The sequence below is a fragment of the Streptomyces sp. LX-29 genome (assembly GCF_029541745.1).
Taxonomy (GTDB): Bacteria; Actinomycetota; Actinomycetes; order Streptomycetales; family Streptomycetaceae; genus Streptomyces.
In genome coordinates this window covers 6,569,447-6,582,018 of record NZ_CP089746.1, presented here as the reverse complement: position 1 = coordinate 6,582,018, position 12,572 = coordinate 6,569,447, and the positions used below count along the sequence as shown (strand labels likewise).

Annotated in this window: 9 protein-coding genes; 5 read left to right on the top strand and 4 right to left on the bottom strand. The window is 73.0% G+C overall.

Translation table 11 applies throughout. The annotated features are described in order from the left end of the window. Window positions 1–38 precede the first annotated feature (38 nt). On the top strand, window positions 39–1,565 hold the full coding sequence (gene glpK, locus LRS74_RS27755; protein WP_277743553.1) for a glycerol kinase GlpK: 1,527 nt from the start codon (window positions 39–41) through the stop codon (window positions 1,563–1,565). Between the two features lie 13 nt (window positions 1,566–1,578). Further along, window positions 1,579–3,189: a glycerol-3-phosphate dehydrogenase/oxidase gene (locus LRS74_RS27750; protein ID WP_277743552.1), complete on the top strand. Its 1,611-nt coding sequence runs from the start codon at window positions 1,579–1,581 to the stop codon at window positions 3,187–3,189. Window positions 3,190–3,278: 89 nt separating this feature from the next. Here LRS74_RS27750 and mtnA read toward each other — a convergent pair whose 3' ends face one another. Then, window positions 3,279–4,340: an S-methyl-5-thioribose-1-phosphate isomerase gene (mtnA, locus tag LRS74_RS27745; protein ID WP_277743551.1), complete on the bottom strand. Its 1,062-nt coding sequence runs from the start codon at window positions 4,338–4,340 to the stop codon at window positions 3,279–3,281. Between the two features lie 144 nt (window positions 4,341–4,484). Then, window positions 4,485–5,483, bottom strand: a complete 999-nt coding sequence (locus LRS74_RS27740) for an NADP-dependent oxidoreductase (RefSeq protein ID WP_277743550.1) — start codon at window positions 5,481–5,483, stop codon at window positions 4,485–4,487. A 205-nt stretch (window positions 5,484–5,688) separates the two neighbouring features. Here LRS74_RS27740 and LRS74_RS27735 point away from each other — a divergent pair, with 205 nt between their 5' ends. The 3 genes from LRS74_RS27735 to LRS74_RS27725 all read left to right on the top strand — a co-directional run bounded on the left by LRS74_RS27735 (window position 5,689) and on the right by LRS74_RS27725 (window position 9,370). Continuing rightward, window positions 5,689–6,582: a LysR family transcriptional regulator gene (locus LRS74_RS27735; protein ID WP_277743549.1), complete on the top strand. Its 894-nt coding sequence runs from the start codon at window positions 5,689–5,691 to the stop codon at window positions 6,580–6,582. A gap of 239 nt (window positions 6,583–6,821) precedes the next feature. Beyond that, window positions 6,822–7,493, top strand: a complete 672-nt coding sequence (locus LRS74_RS27730) for a FadR/GntR family transcriptional regulator (protein WP_277743548.1) — start codon at window positions 6,822–6,824, stop codon at window positions 7,491–7,493. A 662-nt stretch (window positions 7,494–8,155) separates the two neighbouring features. Continuing rightward, the gene (locus LRS74_RS27725; RefSeq protein WP_277743547.1) at window positions 8,156–9,370 is read left to right on the top strand and encodes a PAC2 family protein; all 1,215 of its coding nucleotides are present in this window, start codon (window positions 8,156–8,158) and stop codon (window positions 9,368–9,370) included. 173 nt (window positions 9,371–9,543) lie between these two features. Here LRS74_RS27725 and LRS74_RS27720 read toward each other — a convergent pair whose 3' ends face one another. Further along, window positions 9,544–10,515, bottom strand: a complete 972-nt coding sequence (locus LRS74_RS27720; protein WP_277743546.1) for a superoxide dismutase — start codon at window positions 10,513–10,515, stop codon at window positions 9,544–9,546. Window positions 10,516–11,227: 712 nt separating this feature from the next. After that, window positions 11,228–12,457 (bottom strand): cysteine--1-D-myo-inosityl 2-amino-2-deoxy-alpha-D-glucopyranoside ligase, encoded by a 1,230-nt coding sequence (gene mshC / locus LRS74_RS27715; RefSeq protein WP_277743545.1) that lies wholly within the window; start codon window positions 12,455–12,457, stop codon window positions 11,228–11,230. Between the last annotated feature and the right edge of the window lie 115 nt (window positions 12,458–12,572).

Sequence of the window (12,572 nt, the reverse complement as noted above, 5' to 3'; positions counted from 1 at the left end):
GCCCCCTTCCCGAGACTTCCGCAGGAGAGCAGCAGACCATGACCGACACGCACACCACCGGCCCGTTCATCGCGGCGATCGACCAGGGCACCACCTCCAGCCGCTGCATCGTCTTCGACCGCGACGGCCGCATCGTCTCCGTCGACCAGAAGGAGCACGAGCAGATCTTCCCGAAGCCGGGCTGGGTGGAGCACAACGCCACCGAGATCTGGGAGAACGTCCAGGAGGTCGTCGCCGGCGCCATCGAGAAGGCCGGCATCACCTCCGCCGACGTCAAGGCGATCGGCATCACCAACCAGCGTGAGACCACGCTGCTGTGGGACAAGAACACCGGCGAGCCGGTGCACAACGCCATCGTCTGGCAGGACACCCGCACCGACGCGCTCTGCAAGGAGCTGGGCCGCAACGTCGGTCAGGACCGCTTCCGCCGCGAGACCGGGCTCCCGCTCGCCTCGTACTTCTCCGGCCCCAAGGTCCGCTGGCTGCTGGACAACGTCGAGGGCCTGCGCGAGCGCGCCGAGGCCGGCGACATCCTCTTCGGCACCATGGACTCCTGGGTCATCTGGAACCTCACCGGCGGTGCCGAGGGCGGCCACCACGTCACCGACGTCACCAACGCCTCCCGCACCATGCTCATGAACCTGCACTCCATGCAGTGGGACGAGCGGATCCTCGAATCGATGGAGATCCCGGCGGCCGTGCTGCCGGAGATCCGGTCCTCCGCCGAGGTGTACGGCACCGTCAAGGGCGGCGTCCTGGACGGCGTCGCGGTCGCCTCCGCGCTCGGCGACCAGCAGGCGGCCCTGTTCGGCCAGACCTGCTTCTCCGAGGGCGAGGCCAAGTCCACCTACGGCACCGGCACCTTCATGCTGATGAACACCGGCGAGAAGGTCATCAACTCCTACAGCGGCCTGCTGACCACCGTCGGCTACCAGATCGGCGACGAGAAGCCGGTCTACGCCCTGGAGGGCTCGATCGCCGTCACCGGTTCGCTGGTGCAGTGGATGCGCGACCAGATGGGCCTCATCAAGAGCGCCGCCGAGATCGAGACCCTGGCCTCCTCCGTCGAGGACAACGGAGGCGCGTACTTCGTGCCGGCCTTCTCCGGTCTGTTCGCCCCGTACTGGCGCTCCGACGCCCGCGGTGTGATCGCCGGTCTGACCCGGTACGTCACCAAGGCGCACATCGCGCGCGCCGTGCTCGAGGCCACCGCCTGGCAGACCCGCGAGATCACCGACGCCATGACCAAGGACTCCGGCGTCGAGCTGACCGCGCTCAAGGTCGACGGCGGCATGACCTCCAACAACCTGCTGATGCAGACGCTCTCGGACTTCCTGGACGCCCCGGTGGTGCGCCCGATGGTCGCCGAGACCACCTGCCTCGGCGCCGCCTACGCCGCCGGCCTGGCCGTCGGCTTCTGGCCGGACACCGACGCGCTGCGCGCCAACTGGCGCCGGGCAGCCGAGTGGACCCCCCGTATGGACGCGGACCTCCGCGACCGCGAGTACAAGAACTGGCTCAAGGCCGTCGAGCGGACCATGGGCTGGATCGACGACGAGAGCTGACGAGGAGTTATTCATGAGCACCCTGCAGAGCGTTCCGTCCATCGGAGCGCACCCGACTGCCGGTTCGAACCCGGGCCGTGCCGAAACCCGGGACCGGCTGTCCAACGCGACGTACGACCTCCTGGTGATCGGCGGTGGCATCCTGGGCATCTCCACCGCCTGGCATGCCGCGCAGTCGGGCCTGCGGGTCGCTCTGGTGGACGCCGGCGACTTCGCCGGCGCCACCTCCTCCGCCTCCTCCAAGCTGCTCCACGGCGGCCTGCGCTACCTCCAGACCGGCGCGGTCAAGCTGGTCGCCGAGAACCACTTCGAGCGCCGCGCGGTCTCCCGTGACGTGGCCCCGCACCTGGCCAGCCCGCTCACCTTCTACCTGCCGGTCTACAAGGGCGGCCCGCACGGCGCGACCAAGCTCGGCGCCGGCGTCTTCGCCTACTCCGCGCTGTCCGCCTTCCGCGACGGTGTCGGCCACGTCATCAGCCCCGAGAAGGCCGCGCGTGACGTGCCGGAGCTGCGCACCGACAACCTCAAGGCGGTCGCGGTCTACGGCGACGGCCAGATGAACGACAGCCGCATGGCGCTGATGACGGTCCGCGCGGCGGCCGAGGCCGGCGCCACCGTCCTCAACCACGCCGAGGTCACCGGGCTGCGCTTCACCGAGGGCCGGGTCACCGGCGCGGAGCTCAAGGACCGCGTCGACGGCACCGAGTTCGGCGTCGACGCCCGTCTGGTGCTCAACGCCACCGGCCCGTGGGTGGACCACCTGCGCAAGATGGAGGACCCGAACGCGGCGCCGTCCATCCGGCTCTCCAAGGGCGCGCACCTGGTCCTCAAGCGCACCTCCCCCTGGAAGGCGGCGCTGGCCACCCCGATCGACAAGTACCGCATCACCTTCGCCCTGCCGTGGGAGGACATGCTCCTGCTCGGCACCACCGACGAGGAGTACGAGGGCGACCCGGCGGACCTGACGGTCAACGACAAGGACATATCCCAGATCCTCGACGAGGCCGCGTTCTCCATCCGCGACCAGCAGCTCTCCCGCGACCTGATCACCTACTCCTTCGCCGGCCTCCGGGTGCTGCCGGGCGGCCCCGGCGACACCGCCAAGGCCAAGCGCGAGACGGTCGTCACCGAGGGCAAGGCCGGGATGCTCTCCATAGCCGGCGGCAAGTGGACCACCTTCCGCCACATCGGTCGCACCGTCATGAACAAGCTGGCCCAGCTGCCCGGCCGGCCGCTCGTGGACGACATGGAGCCGATGTCCCAGCTGCCGAAGCACGCCCCGCTGCCGGGCCTGGCCAACCCGCACGCCGTGGCGCACCGCCTGGTCATGGACGGCGGCACCCCGGGTCCGCGGATGTCCGCCGACACCGCCCGCCACCTGGCGACGCACTACGGCTCGCTCTCCTTCGACATCGCCCGGCTGGCCAACGAGGACGCGGCGCTCGCCGAGCGGATCCACCCCGACGCCCCGGAGATCTGGGCCCAGGTCGCCTACGCCCGGGACCACGAGTGGGCCGAGACCGTCGACGACGTGCTGCGCCGCCGCACCACGCTGACCATCCGCGGCCTGGACACCGAGGACGTCCGCGCCAAGGTCAAGGACATGCTGGAGAAGAAGAACTGACGCCGGCTGTCTGAGCAGAGGTAAGGGGCGCTCCTCTCGGGGGTGCCCCTTATCCGTGCCCTCGGCCGGTCACGGCACGCACAGGATGGTCACGGCCCGTGCAGGTGGTCGGCGGGGAGCTGGCCTGCCGCCACCTCCAGCACCCCGCGCTCGGTGACCAGGGCGGTGACCAGGCGGCCCGGGGTGACGTCGAAGGCCGGGTTGTGGCCGCGCGAGACGGCGGGGGCGGTGCGCAGGCCGCCCCACTCCAGCACCTCGTCCTCACCGCGCAGCTCGATATGGATGCCCTCGCCGCTCGCGGTGGCCAGGTCGACGGTGGTGGTGGGCGCGGCGACGAGGAAGGGTATGCCCGCCTCGGCGCAGGCCAGGGCGACGGCGACGGTGCCGACCTTGTTGGCGGTGTCACCGTTGGCGGCCACGCGGTCGGCGCCGACGACGGCCGCGTCGACCTCTCCGCGCAGGATGGTGCCCGCGGCGGCGCCGTCGGCCTGGACGTAGTGCGGTATGCCGTCGTGCGCCAGCTCCCAGGCGGTGAGCCGAGAGCCTTGGAGCAGCGGGCGGGTCTCGTCCGCGTACACGACCTCCACCAGGTCGCGCGCGTGCAGCTCGCGGATGACGCCGAGCGCGGTGCCCCAGCCGGCCGTGGCCAGGGCGCCGGTGTTGCAGTGGGTGAGCAGGCGCAGCGGGCGCAGCGCGCCGACCCGCTTGACCAGCCAGTCCGCGCCGTGCCCGGCCATGGTGCGGTTGGCCTGCTCGTCCTCGCGCAGCACGGCGTGCGCCTCCGCCAGCACCGCGTCCGGGCCCTGGTCGAGGAGGGGCAGCACGCGGTCGACGCAGACCGCCAGGTTCACGGCGGTCGGTCGGGCCTCGCGGATCCGCGCGATGGCGGCGAGCAGCGCCGTGCGGTCCCAGCCGGCGCGCTCCGCCTGCCGGAGCGCCAGCGCCACCCCGTAGGCGCCGGCCACACCGATCGCCGGCGCGCCGCGCACCACCAGGCGCCGGATGGCGTCGACGAGGGTGTCCACGTCGGTGACCCGCAACCGCTCCAGGCGGTCGGGCAGCAGGGTCTGGTCGATGAGCAGCAGGCCGTCGTCGGCCCACTCGACGGCGTGCAGTTCCTGTCGTGATGCCTGGCGTGATTCCTGACTCACGCTCGCCACCGTACCGGACGCCGCCGAACGGCGGTTCGTTATCCACAGGCGGGATCCGGGCGTCTCCACAGGTCCGCCGAGGGGCTTGACACCCCGGCGGACCGCCGCTCCCGGCCCATCCGGTGGACGGGCCGCGGGGCGGGCTCAGACCTCGCCGAGCTTGACGATCATCTTGCCGGTGTTGGCGCCGCGCAGCATCCCCAGGAACGCGTCCACCACGTTGTCGAAGCCCTCCACCACCGTCTCGTCCGGCACGGCCCGTCCGGCCTGGAGGTGCGGCACCAGGAACGCCTCCAACTCGTCGCGCAGGTGGGGGTAGTCGCGGACCAGGAAGCCCTGCAGCCGGATGCTCTTCTCGACCACGTCGAAGAGGTTGCGCGGCGCGGGCGGCGGTTCGGCGCTGTTGTACTGGGCGACCGCGCCGCACCAGGCGATGCGCCCGTGGTCGCGCATGGCGGCGATCGCCCCTTCGAGATGGTCGCCGCCGACGTTGTCCAGGTAGACGTCGATGCCCTCGGGGGCGGCGCGGCGCAGGAGTTCGCCGACGGGGCCGTCGTGGTAGTCGAAGGCGGCGTCGAAGCCGAGGTCTTCGGTGAGGTGCTTGACCTTGGCGGCCGAGCCGGCGCTGCCGATGACCCGGCCGGCGCCCAGCAGCCGGGCGAGCTGTCCGGCCGCGGAGCCCACTCCGCCGGCCGCGGCCGAGATGAAGACGGTGTCGCCGGGGCGCACCCGGGCGATCTCCACGAGGCCGACGTAGGCGCTCAGACCGGTGCCGCCGAGCACGCCCAGGTAGGCGCTGAGCGGCACTCCGGGGGCCGGGCGCATCACGCGCGCCTCGTCGGGGCGTATGAGCGCGTGGGTACGCCACCCCTCGCGGTGGAAGACGATGTCGCCGGCGGAGAGCCCGGCGGCGCGCGAGGCGAGGACACGGCCGATGCTGCGACCTTCCAGGGGCGCGTGCAGCTCCCAGTGGCCGTCCATCGCCTCGCGGTGGTAGGGGTCGACGGACAGGTAGAGGTTCTCCACCAGCGCGGTCCCCTCCTCGGGGGTGGGGAGTGCCTCGTCGACGAAGGCGAAGTCGGCGGCGGTGGGGAAGCCCTGGGGCCTGCTGATCTGGTGCACGGCGCGTGCTCTGCTGGACATGTCGATCACCGTAGGGTCCGGGAGGGGCCTCGGGCAGTGGCGCGCGTTGATGGAAGGCCCGATTCCATGAGCGTTCTTCATGGAAGGTCGTGCGAGCACCCGCGACGGTGCTCGCGCGGAGCCACTACGGCGCTCGTACGGAGCCGCTACGACGCTCGCGCGAGGACGCGATGGCGCTCGCGCGAGGCCGCGATAAGTTGCCGGGATGACCGATCTCGCTCCCCAGGAGCTGCGCGTGCTGGTCGCCGTCGACCGTGAGCGCGGCTTCTCGGCCGCCGCCGCCAGCCTGGGCCTGACCCAGTCCGCGGTCTCCCACACCGTCCGCGGCTGCGAGCGCAAGATCGGTGCGGTGCTCTTCGAGCGCGGCCGGCACGGAGCGCGCCCCACGCCGGCCGGCGAACGGGCGGTCGCGCACGCCCGGCAGATCCTGCGGCTGTTCGAGGCGATGGGCGCCGAGGCCCGGGCCGCCGCCGCGGGCTCCGAGGAGACGGAGCTCAGCGGCCCGCTGCGGATCGCGGCCTTCCGCAGTGCCGCGGCCCAGCTGCTGCCTCCCGCGCTGGAGCGGCTCACCGCGCGACATCCACGGCTGACGCCGGAGCTGCGGATCGTACGGGAGCTGGGGCGGGGCACGGCCGGAGAGGTCGCGGACGGTCGCGCGGACCTCGGGATAGCCACCCTCTCCGCCACGGTGGAGCCACCCGCCGGGGTGGTGGTGAGCACGCTCTTCGAGGAGAGCTACGCACTGGCCCATCCGGCGGGACACCCGGCACCGCGCGGACTGCCGCTGATCGACTGGGACGAGAACTGCGGTTCGTACACCCGCCGCTGGTGGTCCGAGCAGGACTGGCTGCCGGCGGCGACCATCACCGCCGAGGACGACAGCGTCGTCCTCTCCATGGTGGCCCAGGGCATGGGTATGGCGATCGTCCCCGCGCTGACGCTGGCGGGTGCCCCGGCCGGGATCGAGGTGGTGGACCTGGGACCGCGGCCACCCACCCGCGACGTCGGCTATGTGACCACCCCCGCGCTGGCGCGCACCCGCGCGGTGCGGGCACTCATCCGCGAACTCCGCGCGACCGGCGGCGGCATCCGGCGCTGAGCGCCGGGCGTCGGGCGCCGGGCGCCGGGCGCCGGGCGCCGGGCGTCGGGGAGCGCATCGGGGCGGACCGGTGTGCGGGGGTCCGGCGAGGTTTTTTCGGCCAAGAAGGACATCGCGCGGCGCGGGGCGCTCAGCTCGCGTCCAGGGAGCGGGACTTGGCGACGTAGCGGCAGGGTTACCGCGGGGAAGGCGCGTCATAATGAGCTCAGACATCCGATGTCTGAGCCGGGAGGTCCACCATGGCGGTCACCGACGAGGCGATCGAGAAGATCAAGGGCATGATCGTCTCCGGTGCGCTGCGGCCGGGTGACCGACTCCCCAAGGAGAGCGAGCTCGCCGCGGAGCTCGGCCTGTCCCGCAACTCGCTGCGTGAGGCGGTCCGGGCGCTGTCGCTGATCCGCATCCTCGATGTGCGGCAGGGCGACGGCACCTACGTCACCAGCCTGGACCCGCAGTTACTGCTGGAGGCGCTGGGCTTCGTGGTGGACTTCCACCGCGACGACACGGCGCTGGAGTTCCTGGCCGTACGGAGGATCCTGGAGCCCGCGGCCACCGCCCTGGCCTGTCCCCGTATCAGCGACGCCGAACTGGACGCGCTGGAAGCCCAGTTGGAGGAGCTCGGTCCGGACCCGTCGGTGGACGGGCTGGTCGCCTGCGACCTCCGGTTCCATCGCGGCATCGTCCGGGCGTCCGGCAACGGCGTGCTGTGCGCGCTGCTGGACGGGCTGTCGGGGCCGGCCGGTCGAGCACGGGTGTGGCGCGGACTGACGCGCGAGGACGCGGTCGATCGCACCCTGCGCGAGCACCGCGCGATCCTGGACGCGCTACGGGACCGGGACGCGGAGGCCGCGCGGTCCTGGGCCACGGTGCACATCAACAGCCACGAACAGTGGCTGCGCGCCACGCTCTGACGCGTGAGCGCCGACGACTCGCCGCGCGGGCGACGGCTCGCAGGGCGGGCCGACGGCTCACCGCGCGGGCCCCGACGGCGTCACGCGGCCTTCGACGACGCCATGCGGCTCCCGGCGGCTCGACGTGCGCGCCTCGCGGCAGCGGCGTACGGCGGGCCCCGCAACCACAGCCCGCTCCACGAGGCGTGCGCCGGCACCGCTCCACGAGGTCCAGGACACCGCTCCCGAGGCCCGCGCGCCCGCACGCGCCGGGCCGTACGACGTCCGCGGGGCGCCGCCCGCCGCCGTGGCCGCATGACCATGCCGGAGTCCGGTGAGAATCCCACAGCCACGCACCCTGACCGATCACTCCAACTGAGCGGTGGATCCTCGGGGATGGCCTCTCCGGTCGAACGCCGGCGGCCGTGCCGAGACGGTACGGGGGTGAGCCCGGCGCCAGGACATCGGACCTTTCTTGATGATCCGATGTCTGGACCCATGATGGCGGCAACGCCCCGATGTGTGCGCGTTTTCTGCCGAAGACAGGTCGGATGAATCTGTGACCGTTCCTGTACGGGGGCTGCGGTGGGGGGTGGTGGAAGCCGTAGGCTTGAGTCGCACGCAACGGAACTGCAGCCGGCGGTGGTACACACGCGTACGCCCCGGCCGGAAGGAGGCGCTGGGTGATCGAGCTTGAGGGGGTTCCCGAGCTGATCGACCCGGTCATGATCTGTGCCTTCGAGGGCTGGAACGACGCCGGAGACGCCGCCTCCACCGCGGTCGGGCACCTGGACCGGGAATGGAAGGGCGAGGTCTTCGCCGCGCTCGACGCCGAGGACTACTACGACTTCCAGGTCAACCGGCCCACGGTGTGGCTGGACGGCGGGGTACGCAAGATCACCTGGCCGACGACCCGGTTGTCGGTGGTGCGCGCCGGCACCGGCGACAAGCCGCGGGACCTGGTTCTGGTCCGGGGCATCGAGCCGAGCATGCGCTGGCGCTCGTTCTGCAACGAGATCCTGGGCTTCGCCCACGAGTTGGGCGTGGAGATGGTGGTGGTGCTCGGAGCGCTGCTGGGTGACACCCCGCACACCCGCCCGGTGCCCGTCAGCGGCGTCACCTCCGACCCGGACCTGGCCCGCAGCCTCGACCTGGAGGAGACCCGCTACGAGGGCCCGACCGGGATCGTCGGCATCCTCCAGGAAGCGTGCACGCACGCCGGCGTTCCGGCGGTGAGCCTGTGGGCGGCCGTGCCGCACTACGTCTCGCAGCCGCCGAACCCGAAGGCCACCCTGGCGCTGCTGAACCGCCTGGAGGACCTGATCGGCATCCGCATCCCGCTCGGCGAGCTGTCGGAGGACGCCCGGGCCTGGCAGCTCGGCGTCGACCAGCTCGCGGCCGAGGACAGCGAGGTCGCGGAGTACGTGCAGTCGCTGGAGGAGGCGCGGGACACCGCCGACCTCCCGGAGGCGTCGGGCGAGGCCATCGCCCGCGAGTTCGAGCGCTATCTGCGGCGCCGGGACGGCCAGCCCGGGCCGGGCGGCCACGCCACCGAGACGGGCGGCGTGGCGGACGGCCGGGACGGGGCCCCGTATCTGCGCGACTCCACCGGCGGGCGCACCCGGCCGCCGAAGGCGTCCGCGCGGGACGAGTCCTCGGAGGAGACGGGCGGAGCGGCCCCCGCCGGCGGTGCGGCGGATTCCGCCGACCGCGCGGAGGACACGGATTCCGGCCCGACGGGTGACTCGGGTTCCGGGGACTCCGGTGCCGAAGGATCCGGTGCCGGGGACTCCGGCGATTCCGCGGGATCCACCGGCGGCGCGGACCCTACCGGCAGCGCGGATTCCACCGGCTCCTCCGGCGAGGGCGGCGAGGGCGCCGGCGGCGGGAAGGGCTGATCGCGCGGACGCACATAGCCGCGGGGTGCGGGCGCCCGACGGGGCGACCGCACAGCGCAGAAGCCGCTCAGCGGGCCGCTCGGCGCGGATAGGGCTGAGCGGAAGATCATGATCGAGCGCGCGGCGCTCGCGCGCGGGCCGGGCGGCACACATGTCGCCCGGCCCGTGCGCGTTCAGCGCACGCGCTCGACGGCGACCGCGGTGTACGTCGTCTGTGGCGTGGGCGGTGTGGTGAAGCGCGCGTTGGGCAGGTAGATCCGGTCCCCGTAGGCGGCCGCGGTCGTGGGCACGTCGAACCGGGGGTCGGTGATCCGCGTGAGGAACTCGCCCCGCCCGCCGGTCGCGTCCAGCCGGAAGACGTCGACGGCGTTCTGCCGGTTCTGCACCACGTAGAGCGTACGGCCCTCCAGCAGGAGCCCGTCGCCGTTGGTCAGCGGGGCGGCCGCGCCCAGGTCGACCCGCGCGGCGACGCCGTCCGTCGGGTTCACGCGATGGAGCAGCCCGACACCGGACTGGACGACCAGCAACGCGCGGCCGTCCGGAGTCGGCGCGATCCCGTTGGCATTGATCACTTCCCCGGGCACCTGCTGCCACTCCCCTGCCAGGGGCAGTCGCACCACGTCGGCCGGATCGGGCAGCCGACCGTCCCGGCCGAGCGGCAGCCCGTACAGCACCGGCTGGTAGGAGTCGGTGAACCAGGCGGCGCTCGGGGTGAGGACGACGTCGTTGACGAAACTGGTGCCCTCGGTGAGGCGGTAGGTGGCCAGCAGGGCGCCGGAGCGGCTGTCGACCACCCGGGCCTCGCCGGTCCGCTGTCCGGCGACGAACAGCCGTCCCCAGCCGTCCAGTTTGAGGCCGAGCGAGGCGGTGCCGGGCCCCTGGGAGATGATGGCGCCGGCTCCCGAGCGGAGGTCGACGCGGTAGATCGAGCCGTCCCCGATGGAACCGAAGTAGGCCCATGGCCCGCCCCCGATGGCGATCCCCTCCGGCCGGAAGCCGTCCGGCAGTTGGAGCGTGGTGGGCCACGCCTCCTCCTCCGTGCGGGGCGATCGCCCATCGGCCAGGTCGGTCGGCCGCCCCGCGGCGGGACCGGTCCGCCGGCCCTCGACGCCGTTGGTCAGCCCGAGGAGCGCGGCCCCGCTCACGGCCGCCCCGGCGCCGAGCAGCGAACGGCGGGCGAGGGAACGTCCCGACCGCGCGGGCGAACCGTCGGGCTCCGCCGGGGAACGTCCCGACCGCGCGGGCGCCCCCTCGGGCTCCGCTCGGAAACGCTCCGCCCGTGCGGGCGAGCCATCCGACTCCGCGCGGGCACCTCGCGACCGCGCGGGCCGGCGTTCCGGTCGTATCGGGGAGTCATCCATGACGCTTCCTTCCGACGAGCGGACGAACGGGTCGTCAGGCACAGGCATCAGCTTGGGGCACCGTCCAGCTCACCACAGCGGCCGCGCCCCGCGCGGCACGGCCGCGGCCATCCGAGTGACATGGGGCCCGGCGGACGGCGGCCCGTGGCCACGGATACGGAGCCGGGAGGCCGGCCCGCCGGCGCGAGGTCGGGCGGGCCGCGCCTCTCGCCCAGACCCCCGGGGCGGCCGCCCAGACCCACTGGGCGAGCCGCCCAAGCGCACCGGGGAAGCTGCTCAGACCCACCGGGCAGTTTGCCCGGACTCACCGGACGGGCCCCAGGCCGCCCAGGCCGTCCGAGCCGGCTGCCCCGGCCGACCGGTCCGGGGCGACCGGTCCCGGTCGCCCGGCCCAGGGGGACCCGCCCGAGCGGCCCCTGAGGCGCCCCCACCCACGCATGCGTAGGGGGCGCCCCCGCGCGGGAGCGCCCCCTATGTCGTACGGAGGTGGTGTGGCCTACAGCGCGACGCCCAGCAGCGCGTCGACGGCGCGCGACACCAGGCCGGGCGCGCCGATGTCCGTGCCGCCGGTGGTCCGCTGCGTCTCGGCCCAGCGGTCGACCGCGGCGAGCGCGGCTGGGGCGTTCAGGTCGTCGGCGAGCGCCTCGCGGATCTCCTCGACGAGCGCGTCGGCCGACGGCCCGTCGGGCCGCGACACGGCGGCGCGCCAGCGGTCCAGGCGGGCCTGGGCCTCCGTCAGCACGTCGTCCGTCCACTCCCAGTCGGAGCGGTAGTGGTGGGCGAGCAGCGCGAGCCGTATCGCCACCGGGTCCACGCCCTGGCGGCGCAGCGCGGAGACGAAGACGAGGTTGCCCTTGGACTTGGACATCTTCTCGCCGTCGAGGGCGACCATCCCGGCGTGTACGTACGCCTTGGCGAAGGGGTGTTCGCCGGTGAGCACCTGGGCGTGCGAGGCGCCCATCTCGTGGTGCGGGAAGGCCAGGTCCGAGCCACCGCCCTGGACGTCGAAGCCCATGCCGAGGTGGTCGAGGGCGATGGCCACGCACTCGATGTGCCAGCCGGGGCGGCCGGGGCCGAGGGAGGCGCCGTCCCAGCTCGGCTCGCCCGGTCGGGCGGCCATCCACAGCATCGGGTCGAGCGGGTTCTTCTTGCCGGGCCGGTCGGGGTCGCCACCGCGCTCGGCGGAGAGCAACCGCATGGCCGCGGCGTCCAGCCGCGACACTCCGCCGAAGGCGGGGTCGGACTCGACCGAGAAGTAGGTGTCGCCTTCGAGCTCGTAGGCGGCGCCCAGGTCGCGCAGTCGCTCCACCAGCGGGACGATCCCGGGAATCGCCTCGACGGCGCCGATGTAGTGCCGGGGCGGGAGCATCCGCAGCGCGGTCATGTCCTCGCGGAACAGGGCGGTCTCGCGCTCGGCGAGCGCGGTCCAGTCGTCGTCGTTGGCCGCGGCCCGCTCCAGCAGCGGGTCGTCGATGTCGGTGACGTTCTGGACGTAGTGCACCTGCCGCTTGGTGTCGAGCCACACGCGCTGAACGAGGTCGAACGCGTTGTAGGTCGCCGCGTGCCCCATGTGGGTGGCGTCGTACGGGGTGATTCCGCAGACGTAGATACGGGCGACGGGACCGGGGGCGAGGGTGATCGTCTCTCCGGTCGCGGTGTCGTGGATCCTCAGGTCGCGGCCACTGCCGGGCAGGGCGGGAACCTCAGAAGCGGGCCAGGCATACATGTCATGAGCGTAACCGGACGCCTGTTCCGGATACGAACCGGATGGCCGCAGTTGGCCGAAGAGGCGGTCTTGCGGAACACGGGGTCGCTGTGCATATGCCAGCACGGTGGGGTGG

Excerpts from the sequence above, each read along its gene's own strand:
- glpK (WP_277743553.1), top strand. The coding sequence starts at position 39 with ATGACCGACACGCACACCACCGGCCCGTTCATCGCGGCGATCGACCAG.
- LRS74_RS27750 (WP_277743552.1), top strand. The coding sequence starts at position 1,579 with ATGAGCACCCTGCAGAGCGTTCCGTCCATCGGAGCGCACCCGACTGCC.
- LRS74_RS27740 (WP_277743550.1), bottom strand. The coding sequence starts at position 5,483 with ATGTCCAGCAGAGCACGCGCCGTGCACCAGATCAGCAGGCCCCAGGGC.
- LRS74_RS27735 (WP_277743549.1), top strand. The coding sequence starts at position 5,689 with ATGACCGATCTCGCTCCCCAGGAGCTGCGCGTGCTGGTCGCCGTCGAC.
- LRS74_RS27730 (WP_277743548.1), top strand. The coding sequence starts at position 6,822 with ATGGCGGTCACCGACGAGGCGATCGAGAAGATCAAGGGCATGATCGTC.
- mshC (WP_277743545.1), bottom strand. The coding sequence starts at position 12,457 with ATGTATGCCTGGCCCGCTTCTGAGGTTCCCGCCCTGCCCGGCAGTGGC.